At 65.6% G+C, this 18,460-nt stretch carries 20 protein-coding genes; 12 read left to right on the top strand and 8 right to left on the bottom strand.

Annotation, left to right across the window (positions count from 1 at the left end):
* The first annotated feature begins 2 nt into the window (after positions 1 to 2).
* Together ACZLZY_RS10560 and ACZLZY_RS10555 are read left to right on the top strand one after the other, a co-directional pair.
* Positions 3 to 515 (top strand): hypothetical protein, encoded by a 513-nt coding sequence (locus tag ACZLZY_RS10560; protein ID WP_472933501.1) that lies wholly within the window; start codon positions 3 to 5, stop codon positions 513 to 515.
* Positions 512 to 838, top strand: coding sequence for a DUF6105 family protein (locus tag ACZLZY_RS10555; protein ID WP_472933500.1), 327 nt, complete (start codon positions 512 to 514; stop codon positions 836 to 838). Before ACZLZY_RS10560 ends, ACZLZY_RS10555 begins: the two co-directional genes overlap by 4 nt.
* Here the strand turns inward: ACZLZY_RS10555 and ruvX are convergent.
* Positions 793 to 1,272 carry a Holliday junction resolvase RuvX gene (ruvX, locus tag ACZLZY_RS10550; RefSeq protein WP_472933499.1) on the bottom strand — a complete coding sequence of 160 codons (480 nt, stop codon included), beginning with the start codon at positions 1,270 to 1,272 and terminating at the stop codon, positions 793 to 795. The genes ACZLZY_RS10555 and ruvX overlap by 46 nt on opposite strands.
* A 142-nt stretch (positions 1,273 to 1,414) precedes the next feature.
* On the opposite strand from ruvX, the gene ACZLZY_RS10545 reads away from it, so the two are divergent.
* From ACZLZY_RS10545 to ACZLZY_RS10520, 6 genes are all read left to right on the top strand, one after another.
* Entirely contained in the window at positions 1,415 to 2,116 is a 702-nt protein-coding gene (locus tag ACZLZY_RS10545; protein WP_472933498.1) for a metal-dependent hydrolase, read from the top strand.
* 116 nt (positions 2,117 to 2,232) lie between these two features.
* The gene (gene gatC, locus ACZLZY_RS10540) at positions 2,233 to 2,520 is read left to right on the top strand and encodes an Asp-tRNA(Asn)/Glu-tRNA(Gln) amidotransferase subunit GatC (RefSeq protein WP_472933497.1); all 288 of its coding nucleotides are present in this window, start codon (positions 2,233 to 2,235) and stop codon (positions 2,518 to 2,520) included.
* Between the two features lie 9 nt (positions 2,521 to 2,529).
* Entirely contained in the window at positions 2,530 to 3,012 is a 483-nt protein-coding gene (locus ACZLZY_RS10535) for a GNAT family N-acetyltransferase (RefSeq protein WP_472933496.1), read from the top strand.
* 75 nt (positions 3,013 to 3,087) lie between these two features.
* Positions 3,088 to 4,569, top strand: a complete 1,482-nt coding sequence (gene gatA, locus ACZLZY_RS10530; RefSeq protein WP_472933495.1) for an Asp-tRNA(Asn)/Glu-tRNA(Gln) amidotransferase subunit GatA — start codon at positions 3,088 to 3,090, stop codon at positions 4,567 to 4,569.
* A 71-nt stretch (positions 4,570 to 4,640) separates the two neighbouring features.
* Positions 4,641 to 5,165 (top strand): TIGR00645 family protein, encoded by a 525-nt coding sequence (locus tag ACZLZY_RS10525; protein WP_472933567.1) that lies wholly within the window; start codon positions 4,641 to 4,643, stop codon positions 5,163 to 5,165.
* A gap of 8 nt (positions 5,166 to 5,173) precedes the next feature.
* On the top strand, positions 5,174 to 5,479 hold the full coding sequence (locus ACZLZY_RS10520; protein ID WP_472933494.1) for a chorismate mutase: 306 nt from the start codon (positions 5,174 to 5,176) through the stop codon (positions 5,477 to 5,479).
* A gap of 16 nt (positions 5,480 to 5,495) precedes the next feature.
* Here ACZLZY_RS10520 and ACZLZY_RS10515 read toward each other — a convergent pair whose 3' ends face one another.
* The gene (locus ACZLZY_RS10515; RefSeq protein WP_472933493.1) at positions 5,496 to 6,083 is read right to left on the bottom strand and encodes a Uma2 family endonuclease; all 588 of its coding nucleotides are present in this window, start codon (positions 6,081 to 6,083) and stop codon (positions 5,496 to 5,498) included.
* A 153-nt stretch (positions 6,084 to 6,236) separates the two neighbouring features.
* On the opposite strand from ACZLZY_RS10515, the gene gatB reads away from it, so the two are divergent.
* From gatB to ACZLZY_RS10500, 3 genes are all read left to right on the top strand, one after another.
* The gene (gene gatB / locus ACZLZY_RS10510) at positions 6,237 to 7,733 is read left to right on the top strand and encodes an Asp-tRNA(Asn)/Glu-tRNA(Gln) amidotransferase subunit GatB (protein WP_472933492.1); all 1,497 of its coding nucleotides are present in this window, start codon (positions 6,237 to 6,239) and stop codon (positions 7,731 to 7,733) included.
* Positions 7,734 to 7,830: 97 nt separating this feature from the next.
* On the top strand, positions 7,831 to 8,211 hold the full coding sequence (locus tag ACZLZY_RS10505; protein ID WP_472933491.1) for an NADH:ubiquinone oxidoreductase subunit NDUFA12: 381 nt from the start codon (positions 7,831 to 7,833) through the stop codon (positions 8,209 to 8,211).
* 104 nt (positions 8,212 to 8,315) lie between these two features.
* Positions 8,316 to 8,843 (top strand): DUF2155 domain-containing protein, encoded by a 528-nt coding sequence (locus ACZLZY_RS10500; protein ID WP_472933490.1) that lies wholly within the window; start codon positions 8,316 to 8,318, stop codon positions 8,841 to 8,843.
* On the opposite strand, the gene aat is transcribed toward ACZLZY_RS10500, so the two are convergent.
* The 5 genes from aat to ACZLZY_RS10475 all read right to left on the bottom strand — a co-directional run bounded on the left by aat (position 8,783) and on the right by ACZLZY_RS10475 (position 13,714).
* Positions 8,783 to 9,451 (bottom strand): leucyl/phenylalanyl-tRNA--protein transferase, encoded by a 669-nt coding sequence (gene aat / locus ACZLZY_RS10495; protein WP_472933489.1) that lies wholly within the window; start codon positions 9,449 to 9,451, stop codon positions 8,783 to 8,785. The two genes, ACZLZY_RS10500 and aat, sit on opposite strands and share 61 nt — an antisense overlap.
* A gap of 8 nt (positions 9,452 to 9,459) precedes the next feature.
* Positions 9,460 to 10,809, bottom strand: a complete 1,350-nt coding sequence (gene accC / locus ACZLZY_RS10490; protein WP_472933488.1) for an acetyl-CoA carboxylase biotin carboxylase subunit — start codon at positions 10,807 to 10,809, stop codon at positions 9,460 to 9,462.
* A gap of 16 nt (positions 10,810 to 10,825) precedes the next feature.
* Positions 10,826 to 11,305: an acetyl-CoA carboxylase biotin carboxyl carrier protein gene (gene accB / locus ACZLZY_RS10485; protein WP_472933487.1), complete on the bottom strand. Its 480-nt coding sequence runs from the start codon at positions 11,303 to 11,305 to the stop codon at positions 10,826 to 10,828.
* A gap of 245 nt (positions 11,306 to 11,550) precedes the next feature.
* On the bottom strand, positions 11,551 to 12,306 hold the full coding sequence (locus tag ACZLZY_RS10480) for a DsbA family protein (RefSeq protein ID WP_472933486.1): 756 nt from the start codon (positions 12,304 to 12,306) through the stop codon (positions 11,551 to 11,553).
* A gap of 40 nt (positions 12,307 to 12,346) precedes the next feature.
* Positions 12,347 to 13,714 (bottom strand): M48 family metalloprotease, encoded by a 1,368-nt coding sequence (locus tag ACZLZY_RS10475; RefSeq protein WP_472933485.1) that lies wholly within the window; start codon positions 13,712 to 13,714, stop codon positions 12,347 to 12,349.
* Positions 13,715 to 13,938: 224 nt separating this feature from the next.
* Here ACZLZY_RS10475 and ACZLZY_RS10470 point away from each other — a divergent pair, with 224 nt between their 5' ends.
* Entirely contained in the window at positions 13,939 to 15,111 is a 1,173-nt protein-coding gene (locus tag ACZLZY_RS10470; protein WP_472933484.1) for a pyridoxal phosphate-dependent aminotransferase, read from the top strand.
* 82 nt (positions 15,112 to 15,193) lie between these two features.
* On the opposite strand, the gene ACZLZY_RS10465 is transcribed toward ACZLZY_RS10470, so the two are convergent.
* A complete protein-coding gene (locus tag ACZLZY_RS10465; protein WP_472933483.1) occupies positions 15,194 to 18,004 on the bottom strand; it encodes an Rne/Rng family ribonuclease in 2,811 nt (936 codons plus the stop codon).
* Positions 18,005 to 18,460 lie beyond the last annotated feature (456 nt).

Raw genomic sequence — 18,460 nt, 5'->3', positions numbered from 1 at the left:
TCATGCGACGTCTTCCCACAACCCTCGCCTTCGGCGCCTGGATCGGCTTCCTGGCGGTCGAGCTTTTCCAGCGCGCGTCCGGACTGGGCGACATCCTGCGGCCGTCCCGTCCCGTCGTCGAGGCGACGGCCGTCCTCACGCGCATTGAGCTGCCGACCTTTCTCATGCTGCTGGCCGGAGCGCTGCTCGCGTCGGGCCTCCATTTCCTCATCGAGGAAAGGATCGACCGACGGCTGACCGGGGAACGTCTCGGAATGGCCGGACTTGGCGTTCTGGCGCTGCTGGCGTCGGCCCCCGGCCTGGATGCCACGGCGCCACTCGGCGCATCTCTCGGCTTCTGGGTCGCGCTGGCGGCGACGGTCGCATTTCTGACATTTGACCATTTCATCACCGACGAGGCCCCGGACGACGAGGCGGAGTTTCGCGCCGGGATTGCCGTCATCGCCGCCGCCATGGCGCAGCAGACTCGTCTTTATGCTAAGCCGGCTGGGGAACACGAGGACCGCCGCCGTTGATCCGGAAGCTGGCCCTCGGCTGGGTCTGTCCGGTCGCCGGCTTCTGGATCTGGCACTACCTAGCCATGCTCGACATAGGGCCGGGCATCTTCTCCCGCGCCTTCCACCATTGGCTGCTGTCGGCCCTGTCTGATGTCGTCGGCGTCGAGCCCGAGCTGTTCTTGCCGATGCTGGCCAAGGGCATTCTCGTCGACGCGCTGATCGTTGGCGCGGTCCTCGCCGTGGCCCGGCGCCGTATGCTGGTGAGACGATATCGGCGCTGGCGGCAAGGCCGGGTTCAGCCGGTCATGTCGGGCCGGGAAAGCCTGTCCAACGCGCCCTGAAGAATGAAGGCGGCCGCCGCTGAGTCGATCCGCTCCGCCCGTTGTTTGCGCGAGACGTCGGCGTCGATCAGGCTCCGCTCGGCCGCGACCGTCGACAAGCGTTCGTCCCAGAAGGCGATCGGCCGCGTGTCCACGCGCAGGAGGTTGCGCACGAACGCCCGGGTCGACTGGGCACGCGGCCCTTCGGAACCATCCATGTTCAGCGGCAGCCCGATGACGATTCCGCCGCAGCGCTCCAGCTGCAGCATCTGCAGCAAAGCCTCCGCGTCGGCGGCGAACTTCTTGTTGCGGCGAATGACCTTTCGCGGGGTCGCAAACCGCAGCCCGAGATCGGAGATCGCCACGCCGATCGTCTTGGTGCCGAGATCCAGGCCGGCGACGACCGTGCCAGCCGGCAGCATCGCTTTCAGGGCGGTGATATCGACGATGCTCATACGACTTCTCCGATGACGGGCATGGCTTTGCGCCGAGCCTCCGACCGGTCTTGACGCCGCTCCAGAACCGGTCACTTACCGGCGAGATGGACCGGGTGATAGTCCCCGCCGCACCATAGCCGTCTGAGAAGCAAGGATTTCCATGAAGATCACCTATTTCGGCCATTCGGCCTTCCGGATCGAAACCGGGGCGTCGGTCATCCTCATCGACCCGTTCCTGACCGGAAACACGCACTTCAAGGGCGACATCGGCGAAGCGGCAAAAGGCGTGACGCACATCGTCCTCAGCCATGGTCATGCCGACCATGTCGGCGACACCGTCGGCCTCGCCCAGCAGAACAATGCCAAGGTCGCCGCGACCTATGAGCTGTGCCTGTGGCTGAACAAGAAGGGCGTCGCCAACATCGAGCCGTCCAACACCGGCGGAACGCTGAAGTTCGACGACTTTTCTGTCACCTTCACTCAGGCTTTCCACTCGTCCGGCCTTCTCGAGGACGACGGCACCGTGACCTACCTCGGCATGCCGAACGGCCTCGTCTTCCACTTCAACGACGGCCCGACGGTCTACCACATGGGCGACACCGACATCTTCGGCGACATGGCGCTGATCGAAGAGCTGCACCATCCGAAGATCGGCCTCGTTCCCATCGGCGATCGCTTCACCATGGGCGGCGCCGTCGCGGCACTCGCCTGTCGCCGCTACTTCGATTTCGATACCATCGTCCCCATCCACTACGGCACCTTCCCGCCGCTGGATCCCGATGCGAACAAGTTCGTCGAGGCGATGGAAGGCGACGGTCGCAGAATCCGCATGCCGAACGTCGGCGAAGCCTTCGAGGTCTAACCACGAACGGTCGGGCAGGCGGGTTTCTTGCCTCGCCCGACCAGCCTCGCTATAGCCAGTCACCACGCGGTCGCCTCGGGCGGCCGCTGTCGTTTCCAGCATTTTCGGGGAATCCCATGTCCGTCGACACCGCCACAGTCCGCCGAGTCGCGCGTCTCGCGCGCATCGCCGTCAGCGAGGAGGACGTCGTCGCGATGCAAGGCGAGCTCAACGCGATCCTGGGCTTCGTCGAGCAGCTCGGCGAAGTCGACGTGTCCGGGGTCGAGCCGATGACTTCCGTCATTCCGATGGAGATGCGCAAGCGCCAGGATGTGATCGACGATGGCGGCAAGGTCGCCGACATTATGCTGAATGCCCCGGCGCACGACGAGAACTTCTTCATGGTGCCGAAGGTCGTCGAGTAGGAGCAGAGCGTGGCCATCGAGATCGCCGTGGAATCACCGCTCCAGGATGATGTCCGCCGCCTCATCGCGGCGTTGAACGCGGCGCTGCTCGAGCTGTCGCCGCCCGAGCATTGCTACCACATGACGGTCGAGGAGATGGCGGATGCCGCGACCACCGTCTGGATCGCGCGGCGCGACGGTGAAGCCGTGGGCTGTGGCGCTCTCCGGCGGATCGCCGGCGTCGACGGCCCCCGGGCCGGGGATGGCGAAGTGAAGCGGATGTACGTGCGCCCCGACCTCCAGGGTCAAGGCATTGCCGGACGGATCATCGCGAAAATCGAGGCCATGGCCCGCGCCGAAGGGCTGTCGCGGCTGGTCCTCGAGACCGGCGACAGACATCCCGCGGCCTGGCGCGTCTACGAGCGGGCCGGCTTCAGCCGCCGCGGCCCGTTTGGCGATTATCCCGACAGCGGTTTTTCGGTATTCTACGAGAAGCCGCTCGCCGCCAACTGAAACAGACCAGAATTCGCTCTCGGAAATCGATCATCCGATCCCGACAGACCTCAGATCCGACGAAACGGACCCCTTATGACCGACCTTACAGCCCTCAGCATCGCCGAAGCCCGCGACGCGCTGCACCGCAAGGCCGCGAGCGCTGTCGAACTGACGGAGGCCTATCTCGGCGCGATCGAAGCTGCCAACGGTGCGATCAACGCCTATGTCGCGGTCACGGAGGAGCCGGCTCGCGCGATGGCCAAGGCGTCCGACGAGCGGATTGCGCGCGGCGAGGCCGGCGCGCTGGAGGGCATCCCGCTCGGCATCAAGGACCTTTTCGCCACGCAAGGCGTCCATACCCAGGCAGCAAGCCATATCCTCGACGGCTTCAAGCCGCCCTACGAATCGACGGTGACGGCCAATCTCTGGGCCGACGGGGCGGTGATGCTTGGCAAGCTGAACATGGACGAGTTCGCGATGGGCTCGTCGAACGAGACCAGCCATTACGGCGCTGTCGTCAACCCATGGCGCCGCAAGGGCTCGAACCTCGACCTCGTGCCCGGCGGCTCGTCCGGCGGTTCGGCGGCAGCGGTGGCAGCGCACCTTTGCGCGGGCGCGACGGCGACCGACACCGGCGGCTCCATCCGCCAGCCCGCCGCCTTCACCGGCACGGTCGGCATCAAGCCGACCTATGGCCGCTGCTCGCGCTGGGGCACCGTCGCCTTCGCCTCCTCGCTCGACCAGGCCGGTCCGATCGCCCGCGACGTCCGTGACGCGGCGATCCTGCTGCGGTCCATGGCCTCCGTCGACCCCAAGGACACGACCTCCGTCGACCGGCCGGTGCCGAACTACGAGGCCGCCGTCGGTCGCTCGGTCAAGGGGCTGAAGATCGGCATTCCCCGCGAATACCGCGTTGAAGGCATGCCGGAAGAGATCGAGGCGGTCTGGCAGAAGGGCATCGCCTTCCTGCGCAACGCCGGCGCCGAGATCGTCGACGTCTCGCTGCCGCACACCAAGTACGCGCTGCCGGCCTACTACATCGTCGCCCCGGCGGAAGCCTCGTCCAACCTCGCGCGCTATGACGGCGTGCGCTTCGGCCTGCGCGTTCCCGGCCGAGACATCACCGAGATGTACGAAAATACCCGCGCCGAAGGGTTTGGCCGCGAGGTCAAACGCCGCATCATGATCGGCACTTACGTGCTCTCAGCCGGCTATTACGACGCCTATTACCTGCAGGCGCAGAAGGTGAGGACGCTGATCAAGCGCGACTTCGAGACCGTCTATGCCGACGGCATCGATGCCATCCTCGCGCCCGCGACGCCCTCGGCCGCCTTTGGCATCGCCGACGAGGACATGGCTTCCGACCCGGTTAAGATGTACCTCAACGACGTGTTCACCGTCACCGTCAACATGGCGGGCCTGCCGGCCATCGCGGTTCCCGCCGGCCTCTCAAGCGAGGGCACGCCGCTCGGGCTGCAGCTGATCGGCCGGCCTTTCGACGAGGAGACGCTGTTTGCGACGGCCTCGGTCATCGAGCAGGCGGCGGGTCGTTTCACGCCGGCAAAGTGGTGGTGAAGGTGATCGGCGACAACGCGCTGGCGGAGGGCGCTGTCGCGCCCGACAGCGCGCCGGCGGCGGCGGCAGGCTTGCCCGAGGATCGCGGTCGCCGGCGCACCATCGAGAAGAAGATCGAGCACGGAATCTTCCTTAGTCGTTGGATTCTCGCGCCCTTCTACGTCGGCCTACTGATCGCCGCTTTCGTGCTGCTGCTGCATTTCGTCATAGAGCTCGTGCACTTCGTCACCCACAGCTTCTCGGCCACGGAGACCGAGATGATCATCGGGATCTTGACGCTGGTCGATCTGACGCTGATCTGCAGCCTGGTCCTTATCGTCGTCTTCTCCGGCTACGAGAACTTCGTTTCACGCATTGATCCGGCCGAGCATCCGGGCTGGCCGGAATGGATGTCGAAGATCGACTTCGTCGGTCTGAAGCAGAAGATGATCGGGTCGATTGTCGCGATCTCCGCGGTGCAGCTGCTGAAGGCCTTCATGACCCTCGGGGAAGCCACCAATTCGACCCAGATGTCCTGGCTCGTCGGAATCCATGTCGTCTTCGTCGTGTCGGCCGTGATGCTGGCCCTCAGCGATCGCATCTCCGGCGACCACTAGGAGGCCCTATGAGCCAGACGCCCCGAACCGCCCCTGCCCAGTGCCAGTCGATGGCCGAGCTTCGTGCAGAGATCGACTCCCTCGACGCCGAACTGTTCGAGCGCTTCGCCGAGCGGATGACCTACATCCACCGTGCCGCCGAGCTGAAGCGCAGCGCCGGCATTCCCGCCAACGTGCCGGAGCGGGTCGACGAGGTCGTCGCCAATGCCCGCCAGCGAGCAGTTTCGCACGGCCTCGATCCCGAACTCTACGGTGCCTTCTGGCAGCAACTCGTCGCCGCCGCTATTGCGGAAGAGGAGCGGCTGGGGGTGTGAACGTCAGATCCGGCGCTCATCGGACGTTTCGGTAAATGTCCTCGAAGCGCAGTTCGGCGCCGATTCCGGGGATCGCGACTGCCGCGTCCGGCTCATCGAACAGGTCCGGCGACCCTGGCCAATCGCCCTCGGCATCGCGGCTCCAGCGCCACGCATAGCGCCTCTCCCGATCGATGATCAGATAAGTCGTCAACAGAGGCAGGGCCATGTACTCCCGCGCTTTCGGACCGAAGTCGATATGCGCGGTGCTGGGCGAAAGGATCTCGATGAGGACGACTGCAGCATCGGCCAGTCGCCCATCCAGAGCGTCCGCCAGCGGCTCGACCAGCACATCGGCATACCGAATGATCTCCGGTCCCGTTGCGACTGCGAAATCACCCTGGTGAACAGCGTAAACGGCCCTATCCAGCTGCGTCTGCAACGCGAACGACACATTGCCAGCAATCAGCGAATGGCTCCTCTTGACCCATGGCTGCGAGCTCGGAACTCCGTTGACGAGCTCAAATTTTCTGTCACGCGTTTCCGCCCAGCGAAAAAATGCCTCGACCGACATCTTGGGTGGGGCGTCGCCTGTCGGATCGATCAACCTGGATTGGAAAGTCATCTCGTCTCCAATCGGCGATATGGGTGCAAAGGAGGCCTGTCTAAGCCAGAAGGATAGCCCTTTTCCCCGCCTGATGCAGCCCCTCCTTGAACCCCCGACGCCTTTGCTCTAGCGCTTTGCCAAGCCTTGCCGACCTCTTGAAAGCTCGCCCCCATGCTCGTCGACACCCGCATTCCTGATCCGAAGAAGTTCATCGCCGGCGCCACCGGCGATTGGGAGATCATCGTCGGCCTCGAAGTCCATGCGCAGGTGCTGTCCAACGCCAAGCTGTTCTCCGGCGCCTCGACGACCTTCGGCTCGGCCCCGAACGACAATGTCAGCCTCGTCGATGCGGCGATGCCCGGCATGCTGCCGGTGATCAATGAGGAATGCGTGCGCCAGGCGATCCGCACCGGTCTCGGCCTGAAGGCGAAGATCAACCATCGCTCGGTCTTCGACCGGAAGAACTACTTCTACCCCGACCTGCCGCAAGGCTATCAGATCTCGCAGTTCAAGGATCCGATCGTCGGCGAGGGCGTCGTCCAGGTCGCTGTCGGCCCGAACAACAAGGGCGAGTTCGACGACGTCGAGATCGGCGTTGAACGCCTGCACCTCGAGCAGGATGCCGGCAAGTCGATGCACGACCAGCATCCGTCGATGTCCTATGTCGACCTCAACCGCTCGGGCGTCGCGCTGATGGAGATCGTGTCGAAGCCCGACATGCGCTCGGCCGACGAGGCCAAGGCCTATCTCACCAAGCTGCGGACCATCGTGCGCTATCTCGGCACCTGCGACGGCAACATGGACGAAGGCTCGATGCGCGCCGACGTCAACGTTTCCGTTCGCCGTCCCGGTGGCGAGTTCGGAACGCGCTGCGAGATCAAGAACGTCAACTCCATCCGCTTCGTTGGCCAGGCCATCGAGGCCGAGGCGCGGCGCCAGATCGAGATCATCGAGGACGGCGGCACGATTGACCAGGAGACGCGTCTGTTCGACCCGGTGAAGGGCGAGACGCGGGCGATGCGCTCGAAGGAAGACGCGCACGACTACCGCTACTTCCCCGACCCGGACCTGCTGCCGCTGGAGTTCGACCAAGCCTATGTCGACGCGCTGGCGAAGGATCTGCCGGAACTGCCGGACGACAAGAAGGCGCGGCTCGTCGCCGATGCCGGGCTCTCCGTTTACGACGCCTCGATCCTCGTCTCGGAGAAGGCGATCGCCGACTATTTCGAGGCCGCCGCCAAGGGGCGTGACGCCAAGCAAGCGGCGAACTGGGTCATCAACGACCTCCTGGGTGCGTTGAACAAGTCCGGCAAGGACATTGAATCGACTCCCATTTCGGCCGACCAGCTCGGCGGCATCCTCGACCTGATCCGGGCCGAGACGATCTCCGGCAAGATCGCCAAGGACCTGTTCGAGATCGTCTGGAACGAGGGCGGCGACCCCGCCGAGATCGTCGAATCGCGCGGCATGCGGCAAGTGACCGACACCTCCGCCATCGAGAAGGCGGTCGACGAGATCGTCGCCGCAAACCCGGACAAGGTCGCGCAGGCGCAGGCCAAGCCGACGCTGGCGGGCTGGTTCGTCGGCCAGGTCATGCGCGCCATGGGCGGCAAGGCCAATCCGACGGCGGTCAACCAGATCGTCAAGGACAAGCTCGGACTGGAATAAGACGCTTTGCCGCGGTGTCCGAACCGAGGCCAGCCATATAGACTTTTCCCCTCCGCGGCAGCATAACGGCCGCACTGTCGGCAATGGACGCGATCCCATGAAGAGCACGCTGCTTCAAATCTTTACCTGGTGGCAGAGCCAGACGATCGGCACGCGCTTTCACACCTGGCGCTTCGGCAAAAAGGTGGGCGAGGACGAGGCCGGCAACGTCTACTACCAGTCTGCCGACGGCGTTCGCCGCTGGGTGATCTACAACGGTCCGGCGGAGGCGACAGCGATCGGGCCTGGCTGGCACGGCTGGATGCACCATCGCGTCGACGTTGCGCCCTCGCAGGAGAGCTACACGCCGCGCGCCTGGCAGAAGCCGCACCAGCCGAACCATACCGGCACCTCTGCTGCTTATCGGCCGAAGGGCTCGCTGCTGAACACCGCTGAGCGCCCGCGGGTCACCGGCGACTACGATGCCTGGCAGCCCTGAGCCGATCCGCCACAGCAAAGTCTCATCCTCGGCTTAGAGCCGTCCGCACGGCCAATCCGGGCAGGGGCCTTCGGGCATCGGCGAACGCCGCAGGAAAACATTCGATGAAGCGACTCCTCGTTCCCATGCTGGCGGCCATGCTGACCGCCGGCACCGTCATGGCGCAGGAGGATGTGCAGCAGTACGATTTGCCGCCGCTCGATGCCCCCGCCGAGGACCTGCCGCCCGCGGGCGAGCCGCTCACCGCGCCGCAGCCCGATGCGCCCGTCGAGGGTGTCCCGGCGCCGGCGCCCAAGGTCGACCGCATCAAGAACAAGGTCGCGGAGTTCTCCGGCATCGACAAGATCACCGGCCGCATCACCAGCTTCGACGTCTATATAGACGAGACCGTTCAGTTCGGCGCGCTGCAGGTGACCCCGCGGGTCTGCTACACCAGCCCGATCAGCGAGACGCAGAAAACGGACTCCTTCGTCGAAGTCGACGAGATCACCCTCGACCGCGAAATCCGCCGCATCTTCACCGGGTGGATGTTCTCCGACTCGCCCGGCCTCAACGCCGTCGAGCACCCGGTCTATGACGTCTGGCTGAAAGGCTGCAAGACCGACTCGACGGTGCCGGCGCCCGCCGGCTGAAACGTCGCGGTCCGCTGGATCGCCTGTTCGAGCAGCAGGTGATAGTCGTCCCGCGAAATCTCGATGGCGCCAAACTGCGCGAGGTGCCCTGTGATGAACTGCGTGTCGAGCAGGCGATAGCCACCGCGCCGCAGCCGGTCGACGAGGTAGGCGAGCGATACCTTCGAGGCATCGGTCTTGCGCGAGAACATGCTTTCCCCGAAGAACGCTGCCCCGAGGCTGACCCCGTAGAGACCGCCGACGAGATGGCCCTCGTACCAGGCCTCTACCGAATGGGCATGGCCCTCTCGGAACAGCGACAGATAGAGTTCGCGGATCTCGGCATTGATCCAGGTCTGCTTGCGGTCCGGCGCGGGTTCGGCGCACCCGTCGAGCACGGCCGCGAAAGCCGTGTTGACGCGCATTTCGAAAAGACCCTGGCGGATCGTCTTCCGGAGGCTTCGCGGGATGTGGAAGCCATCGAGCGGCAAGATGCCGCGCTCGGTCGGATCGACCCAGAACATCGCCGGGTCGTCCGCCGTCTCGGCCATCGGGAAGATCCCGCAGGCATAGGCCTTCAAAAGGATCGCCGGGGTGATCTCGAAGCGTTGGTTGCCCCGTCTGGCCATGTCCGCCGTCAGGCCGGCTTGTCGCCGGCCAGATACTTCTCCAGCCAATGGATGTCGTAGTCGCCGGCGGCGATGTCGGCATTGTCGACGAGGTCGCGGAACAGCGGCAGCGTCGTCTTGACGCCATCGACGACGATCTCGTCGAGCGCCCGGCGCAGCCGCATCATGCACTCCTGCCGGGTGCGGCCGGAGACGATCAGCTTGCCGATCAGGCTGTCGTAGAAGGGCGGGATCGAATAGCCCTGGTAGATGCCGCTGTCGACGCGCACGCCGAGGCCGCCGGGCGTGTGGTAATGGGTGATCGTGCCCGGCGAAGGCGCGAAGGTCTTCGGATCTTCGGCATTGATCCGGCACTCGATTGCGTGTCCGGAGAAGACGATCTCCGACTGCTTCAGCGACAGGCCGAGTCCGGCGGCGACGCGGATTTGCTCGTGCACGAGATCGAGGCCGGTGATCGCCTCGGTCACGGGGTGCTCGACCTGCAGGCGGGTGTTCATCTCGATGAAGTAGAACTCGCCGTTCTCGTACAGGAACTCGATCGTGCCGGCGCCGCGATAGGAGAGCTTGGCCATCGCCTCGGCGCAGATCATGCCGATGCGGTTGCGCTGCTCGTCGGTGAGGGCGGGCGAACGTGCCTCCTCCCAGACCTTCTGGTGGCGCCGCTGCAGCGAGCAGTCGCGCTCGCCGAGATGGATGGCATTGCCGGCGCCGTCGCCGAACACCTGCACTTCGATATGGCGCGGCTTCTCGAGATATTTTTCGATGTAGACGGCATCGTCGCCGAAAGCTGAACCCGCTTCGGTCCGCGCGGTGGCGAGCGCCAGCGAGAGATCCTCTGCAGTGCGGGCGACCTTCATGCCGCGGCCGCCGCCGCCGGCAGACGCCTTGACGATGACCGGGAAACCGATTTCCTTGGCGATCCGGGCCGCCTCGCCATCGTCGGTGACGGCACCGGGCGAGCCGGGGACGACCGGAATGCCGAGACGCTTGGCGGTGCGCTTGGCTTCGATCTTGTCGCCCATGATCCGGATGTGATCGGCGGTCGGTCCGATAAAGGTGATCTTGTGAGCGTCGAGAATGTCGGCGAAACGCGAGTTCTCGGACAGGAAGCCGTAGCCGGGATGAACGGCATCGGCGCCGGTGATCTCGCAAGCGGCGAGGATCTGGGGAATGTTCAAGTAGCTGTCGCGCGAGGGCGGCGGGCCGATGCAGACGCTTTCGTCGGCAAGGCGCACGTGCATGGCGGCATTGTCGGCGGTGGAATGAACGGCGACGGTCGGGATGCCGAGTTCCTTACAGGCGCGCAGCACCCGCAGGGCGATCTCGCCGCGATTGGCGATCAGGATTTTCTTGAACATGAAAAGTCTCTCCGTCTCAGCCGATGACGACGAGAGCTTCGCCGTATTCCACCGGCTGGGCGTTGTCGACGAGGATCTTCTTGATCTTGCCGGCGCGCGGGGCGGGGATCTGGTTCATCGTCTTCATTGCTTCGATGATGAGAAGCGTCTCGCCCTCGACCACCGTCTGCCCGACCTCGATGAAGGGTTTGGCGTCCGGGCCGGAGGCGAGATAGATGGTGCCGACCATCGGCGAGGGAACGCTGCCGGCCTCGGGTCCGCTCGACGCCATGCTGACCGGTGCCGACGGAACGCCGACCTCCTGCATCGGCATCTGCCCGGCATAGGGCTGCATCTGCATCTGCGGCATGTAGTTGCCGGAGAATTCCTTCTGACGCGAGACGCGGATGCGCAGCGTGCCCTGTTCGACCTCGATCTCGGTGAGATCGGTGTCCTTCAGGATGTCGGCGAGTTCGCGCACGAGGCCGCGGTCGACGATGTTGTCTTCATTCGACATGGTTTTCTTTCCGAACTTCATGCCGCAGTTTCATCAGCGGCTGCAGGTGGCCCATCGGCCGCATGGGGAATGATCTGGCCGGGGCCATGGTTGGGTGTCGTGCCGACCATTCCGGTCGAGAAGGTCTTGCGGCATTCTTCAGACGAGGTAGAGCACGGCGAGCCATACGTCACCTCTGGAGTCGGCAGGGTATAGACTGCGCGAGAGACTTCGAAAAGCCGAAACCGTGCAGGAGCAATGGCGGTTCAGCAGCTTGTCTTGCCGCACTCCCGGACGCTGGCGATCTTGGCGGCCAGCCCGTCCGCACCGATGGCACCCGGCACGACCTCGTTGCCGATGACATAGGAAGGCGTGCCGCTGATCTTCAGAAGACCAGCAAGCCGCTCGTTGTCGGCCAGCACCTCGGTCACCTCCGGTGACTTCATCGCCTCGCGCAGCGCCGGCTCCGCGACGCCGAAGTCGGCCGCGACGGCGATCGCGCGGTCGGCATCGGCAATGCCCTTGGAGGCCAGGAGCTTCTTGTGGAAGTCTCCGTACTTGGCGGGGGCTAGGTGACGGAAGGCGGTGCTGACATGGCTCGCCGCGACAGACTGCTCGCCGAGCACCGGGATTTCCTTCAGCACGAAGCGCAGCTTCGGATCGTTCTCGACCAGCGTCTCCATGTCGCCAAGCGCATGCTTGCAGTAGCCGCAATTGTAATCGAAGAACTCGACGACGGTGACGTCGCCGCTCGGATTGCCAAGGACAGTTCCTTCCGGCGAGGCGTAGAGGCTGGATCCGGCCCCGGCGATGGCGCCCTTCTGGGCCACCTGGTCCTCCGCGGCGCGCTTGGCCTGCAGCGCGTCCATCGCCTCCAGCAGCACCTCGGGATTGCGGATGAGGTAATCGCGGACAATCCCCTCGATGTCGGTCTTCTCGGCGTCGTTGAAGGCCAGCGCCGGCGGCGTGGCAGCCGCCGTCACGGCCAGAAGCGCGGCGCCGAAGAGGTATGTGCGGATCACGTGTCTTCCTTCCGGATGTCCCGCGCGAGGCGGGCAAGACTCACTTGCTGTCGATGATGTCCTGCGCCTGCAGCCAGGCGGGGGATTTCGGCTTCAGCTTCATCTGGGCACGCGCGGCGAAGATCCGCGCCTGCAATGTCGAACCGGCATGCCAGTAGCCTTCGGCCGTGGCAAGCTCGGCCAGCGGCTCTTCGCCGGTGCGGCCATAGGCCATGGCAAGAAAACGATAGGCATCCGAATTCGACGGATCGGCCTCGAGCCCGCGTTTGATGAGGCCGATCGCCTTCTTCATCTCGGCGGGGTCGCCGGTCGTCACCATGGCCTTGCCGACGGAGGCCTGCAGCATGCCGGAATTGGTGCCGTCGAGCTTGACCGCCTTGGAGAAGGCGGCGGCGGCTTCCTTGCCGCGCCCGGCCTCCAGAAGAATCTCGCCGCGCATCTCGTGAAACCAAGGGCTGTTCGGCTGCTTGGCGATCAGTTGATCGATCTTCTGCAAGGCCACCGCCGGCGCGTCGTCGAGGTGGGCGGCGATGGCGTCGCCGTAGGTTGCGGGCAGGCCGCGCGGGTCCTTGCGGAAGAGACGGCGCACCGAATTGGCGCCATCGGCATAGGCGGCAATCTTGGCCCGGGCGAGGTCGTGCCGCAGCTGCAGCGCGGGACTGTCGGCCTTCTCGTAGAAGGGGCTTTGCTTCGCCTCAGCCTCCAGCCGCGAGATGCGGTCGCGGGGGGCGGGGTGCGAGGTGATGTAGCGGTTCGGCGAGACGCCGGACAGAAGGTTGCTGCGCTCGAGGCCCTCGAAGCTCTCGATCAGCCCGCGGCCGGACTGGCCGGTCTTCTCGAGATAGACCAGCGCAGAACCGTCCGCGGTGATTTCCTCCGACCGCTGATAGGCCCGCAAACCGTTGACCGCCGCCGCGCCGCCGCCGGAGAGAATGCCGGTGCCGGCCCGCGCGACGTTGGAGTCGCCGGCGACCGCACCGGCCGCGGCAACGCCCATGCCGACGAGACTTGCGATCATCGCGATACGCTGCGCCTGTTCCATCTGCTGGCGCAGACGCTGCTGGTGACCGCCTGCGAGATGGCCGATCTCATGCGCGATTACGCCGATCAACTCGTTCGGGCGGTCCGAGCCAAGGATCGTGCCCGTGTTGACGAAGATCCGCCGCCCCGACACGAAGGCGTTGAACTGCATGTTGTTGACCAGGACGACCTCGATCCCCGCCCTCGACAGGCCGGCAGCCTTCAGCAAGGGTCTTGTGTAGTCCTCGATGAGGCCCTCGATCTCGGCGTCCCGGATGACCGGCACGTTGGGGCCGGGCGAGCGGGCGGCCATGGCCGGAAGCGGCAGGACGGCTACGGCGGCTGCCAGAAGCAGCGACATCAGGCGGCGGGGGAGGCGATCGGTCATCGGCGGTCCAGCTAACCCTATGTTCCCCAGCGGCATCAGGCCTCTGGACACATCCATTTCGGCGAATATGAGGCTCGCGCAGAGCCAGTTCGAAAAATCCGGTCGCGCCGCCCTAACATCGCTCGCTTGGCGTGGCGGCGCTGCCGTCGACGCGGCGCGCCAAACCGTCTAGGCCGCATCATCGCCGGGTGACCGGCCAAGGGACAAGTCCGAGGGACATCACAATGCAGGAAGATCGCCGCCTCCGCGGCTCCGCGCGTTCGGCGGTGGAGCCGTTCCATGCCATGGACATCCTCGCCGAGGCAAACCGGATGATCGCCCGCGGCCAGAGCGTCATCTCGCTCGCCGTCGGGCAACCGGCGGCGCCCGCGCCTCAGGCAGCGCTCGCCGCCGCCCGGGCGATGCTCGACCACGGCCGCATCGCCTATACCGACGCGCTCGGCCGTCAGGACCTTCGCCGCCGGATCGCGCGCTACTACACCGAGGCGCACGGCGTCGACGTTCCCATCGAGCGGATCATGATCACCACCGGCTCGTCGGCCGGTTTCAATCTCGCTTTCCTCGCCGCCTTCGACCTGGGCGAGCGCGTCGCGGTCGCCGCCCCCGGCTATCCCGCCTACCGCAATATCTTGAAGGCGCTCGGCCTGGTGCCTGTGGAGATCGAGGTCGATGCCGACGACGGCTATATCCTGACCGCCGATCGCCTGGCGGCCGAGCATGCCCGCGCGCCGCTGCATGGCGTCCTGATCGCCAGCCCGGCCAACCCCACCGGCACGGTAACCCCGAGAGACGAGCTGCGGCGCCTCGTCGAGTTCGCCGACCAGGCGCGGCTGCGCTTCATTTCGGACGAGATCTACCATGGACTGGTCTACGGTGCGGGCGAGGCGACGGCGCTGGAGTTTTCGACGAGCCCGATCGTCGTCAATTCCTTCTCGAAATTCTACTGCATGACCGGTTGGCGGATCGGCTGGCTGGTGCTGCCGGAGCCGCTGGTTCGTCCGAGTGAGCGGATCGGGCAGAGCCTCTACATCTCCGCGCCGGAGCTCTCGCAGGTGGCGGCGATGGCGGCGATGGACGCGACCGCCGAGCTCGTCGCCGTGCGCCACACCTACGAGCAGAACCGCGATCTCCTGATGACGGCACTGCCGGCCCTCGGCTTTCGCGACATCGCGCCGATCGACGGCGCCTTCTACGCCTATGCGGCGATCCCCGAGGGCTTTTCATCGTCGACCGCTTTTGCCCGCGAGATCCTCGAGCGCTGCCATGTGGCGATCACGCCAGGCATCGACTTCGATCCGCGCCGCGGTGAGCGTTTCGTCCGGCTGTCCTATGCCTGCGACACGCCTTCGCTGGTCACGGCGCTGGATCGACTGCGCCAGCACTTGCCGTCCGCCTGATCCCATACGCCGACAAGACGCAGTTCAAAGAAAAAGGGCGGGGAAATCCCCGCCCTTTTCGCATTCTGGATCGTGGTGGCTTCTAGAAGAAGCCGCGCGACCACCAGCCGGTGCGCTTCGGCTTCGCCTCGCCGGTCTCGTCTGCCGCAGGCTCGGACGGCTGGCTTGCCCCAACAGGTGCTTCGGCAGGCCGGCTCTCTTCAGCGACGACGGCCGTCGGCGCCGGGGGCGGCGTCTCGGTCGCGACCGGTGCGGCATCGGCCGCGGCGTGCGCGACTTCTGCTGCCGGCTCGAATGCCGCCGGCTCCGGCTGGACGTAGACCTCCGCCGGGCTCTCGGCGTGCGTTTCCGCGGCGAGCGCCTCGACGATGTAGGAACCCGCCGGGGCGGCATCCTCGTGCACAGCGGCTGCCGGCTCTTCGAAGGCCGAGACCGGGACGGCCGCGTCTGATGGCGCGTCCTCGGTGGCGTCGACGTCCTGGGACTCGCCCTCGGCCGTCACCGTCTCCTCGCCATCGCGATTCTTGCGGCCCCCCCGACGGCCGCGACGCCGACGCTTGCGCGCCCGTGCCGCCTCGTCGTCACCCTCGTCGGTGCCGATCTCGCCAGCGACGGCCTCATCGCCTTCGCTCTCTGGCTCGGCCGATGTCTCGCTTTCGGCGACGTCCGCGTCGGAGCCCGACACTTCGAAGCCGTCCCCGGCCTCTTGGCCGTCCTCGGACGTCTGGTCGTCCGAGCCGCCACGCCGGCGCCGGCGCCGGCGCTTGCGGCGCCGCTGATCGTCACCTTTGTCGCCGCCGGCGTCATCGCCCTTTTCGTCGAACGCCTCGACCTCCGATTCATCCGCGACAGCAAGCGCCTCGGCCTCGTCGGCGATCTCCGGCTCGACGTCGTCTTCGTCGTCATATTCCGGGAAGGCGACGGGGCTGAGAATCGGCGGCTGCGGCTCGCGGCGGACCGCTTCGGCGCCGTGCTCGATCGCGACGTGCTGGTGCCCGTGCGAATCGTCGGCCTCGATGGTGATACGGAGGCCGTGCATCGCCTCCAGTTCCTCGATCGTGCGGCGCTTCTCGTTGAGAACGTAGAGCGCCGTCGCGGTCGGCACCTTGACGATGATGTCGTGCGTCGACTGCTTCTGCACATGCTCCTCGATCGCGCGCACGACGTGCAGCGCCAGCGACGAGTTGGAGCGGATGTGGCCGACGCCGTCGCAGGTCGGGCAGACCCGCGTGGTCGACTCTAGAACGCTGGCGCGGATGCGCTGGCGGCTCATCTCCATCAGGCCGAAATGCGAGATGCGGCCGACCTGGATGCGGGCGCGGTCGTCCTTCAGGCAGTCCTTCATCTTCTTCTCGACGGCGCGGTTGTTGCGCTTCTCGTCCATGTCGATGAAGTCGATGACGATGAGGCCGGCGAGATCGCGCAGGCGCAGCTGGCGCGCCACTTCCTCGGCTGCCTCGAGATTGGTCTGGTAGGCGGTGTCCTCGACCGAATGCTCGCGCGTCGAGCGGCCGGAGTTGACGTCGATGGCGACCAGCGCCTCGGTCTGGTTGATGATGATGTAGCCGCCGGACTTCAGCGTGACATGCGGCTGCAGCATGCGGTCGAGCTGTGCCTCGATGCCGCCGCGGGCAAAGATCGGCATGGTGTCGCGGTAGGGCTGCACGACCTTGGACTGGCCGGGCATCAGCATGCGCATGAAGTCCTTGGCCTCGCGGTAGCCGGCTTCACCGGCGACGAGAACCTGGTCGATATCCTTGTTGTAGAGATCGCGGATCGACCGCTTGATCAGGCTGCCTTCCTCGTAGACGAGAGTCGGCGCTGCGGAGGCGAGGGTGAGGCTCCGCACGGTCTCCCACAGCCGCATCAGGTACTCGTAGTCGCGCTTGACCTCGGCCTTGGTGCGCATGGCGCCGGCGGTGCGCAGGATGATGCCCATGCCCTTCGGCACGTCCAGCTCGCGCGCCACTTCCTTCAGCCGCTTGCGGTCGGCCATGTTGGTGATCTTGCGCGAGATGCCGCCGCCCCGGGCGGTGTTCGGCATCAGCACGGAATAACGTCCGGCGAGCGACAGGTAGGTGGTGAGCGCCGCGCCCTTGTTGCCGCGCTCTTCCTTGACGACCTGCACGAGCAGGATCTGCCGGCGCTTGATGACTTCCTGGATCTTGTACTGCTTGCGCGGCACGCGCGGCTGACGGACGGGGACTTCCTCCATCGCATCTTCGGCGCCGATCTCGTCGACGATTTCCTCATCATCGTCGGAGGAGGGCGCCTCTTCGGCGTTCGACGAACCGCGGCGCGAGCGCGAACGGCGCTGGCGCTTCTGGCCGCTGGCGGAGACTTCCGTTTCACCCTCGGTGCCCTCATCCGAGGTGTCCTCGAAACCGTCCTGATCGTCACCAATCAGCTCGGGCGCCTCATGCTCGTCGTGGGAAAGCTCCTGCGCGTCATCGCCCTCGCTGGCCTCGTCGGACGACAGCGATTCGGAGACGGTGTCACGGTCGGAGGCTTCGGCAGACCGGATCGACTTGCCGCCGCCCGGGCGGCGCGGGTTGCGGCGGGGGGCGGCGAGTTTGCGTTCCTCGTCCTCTTCTTCCTCGCGAACGCGGGCGATCTCGTCTTCCATCAACGCCTGACGGTCGGCGACGGGGATTTGGTAGTAGTCGGGGTGGATCTCGCTGAAGGCGAGGAAGCCGTGGCGGTTGCCGCCGTATTCCACAAAAGCCGCCTGCAGGGACGGTTCGACGCGCGTTACCTTGGCGAGGTAGATGTTGCCCTTGATCTGCTTCTTGTGTTCGGATTCAAAATCGAATTCTTCGATCCGGCTACCCCGGACGACGACGACCCGCGTCTCTTCTGGATGAGACGCGTCGATCAGCATCTTGTTTGGCATGGCGAAGGTGCTCCCGGACATCCGCCCTGGCGCGCATGCCGGCGTCATGCGCCGAGTACGATGCGGGGGAAGGCGCGTCCGCTGAGGGCGCTCGATAGCGGCGGTGCTCTGCACGGGACAGCCGGAGCCGAGCCTGAGGGGGCTCAGTCGATGGCGTCAATATTCCGATGGAGGCTGGCGACACTACGAGGCGACCTGCAACAAATGACTGGCCACCAACGTGGCGACCGATGGATATGGCGTTCAGGCGAACCTAATTTCGGCCCGGATGAACGGTGAAAGACAGATGTCCGGGGAAAATCCGACGGACGAAAAACATCTTCGAGGTTGGGAAACCTTGGAATTCACCGTCTCACGATCGCCACGCTCTGATCTCGACCCATGGGGGCGACCTCGACCGGCTCGCGGGCCAGAACATTGTTCCGCGGCCCTTGCGTGTCGTGGACGGGAGCTTTC

The sequence above is a fragment of the Mesocryomonas lacus genome, from assembly GCF_055730135.2.
This window is presented reverse-complemented; position numbering and strand designations above follow the sequence as displayed.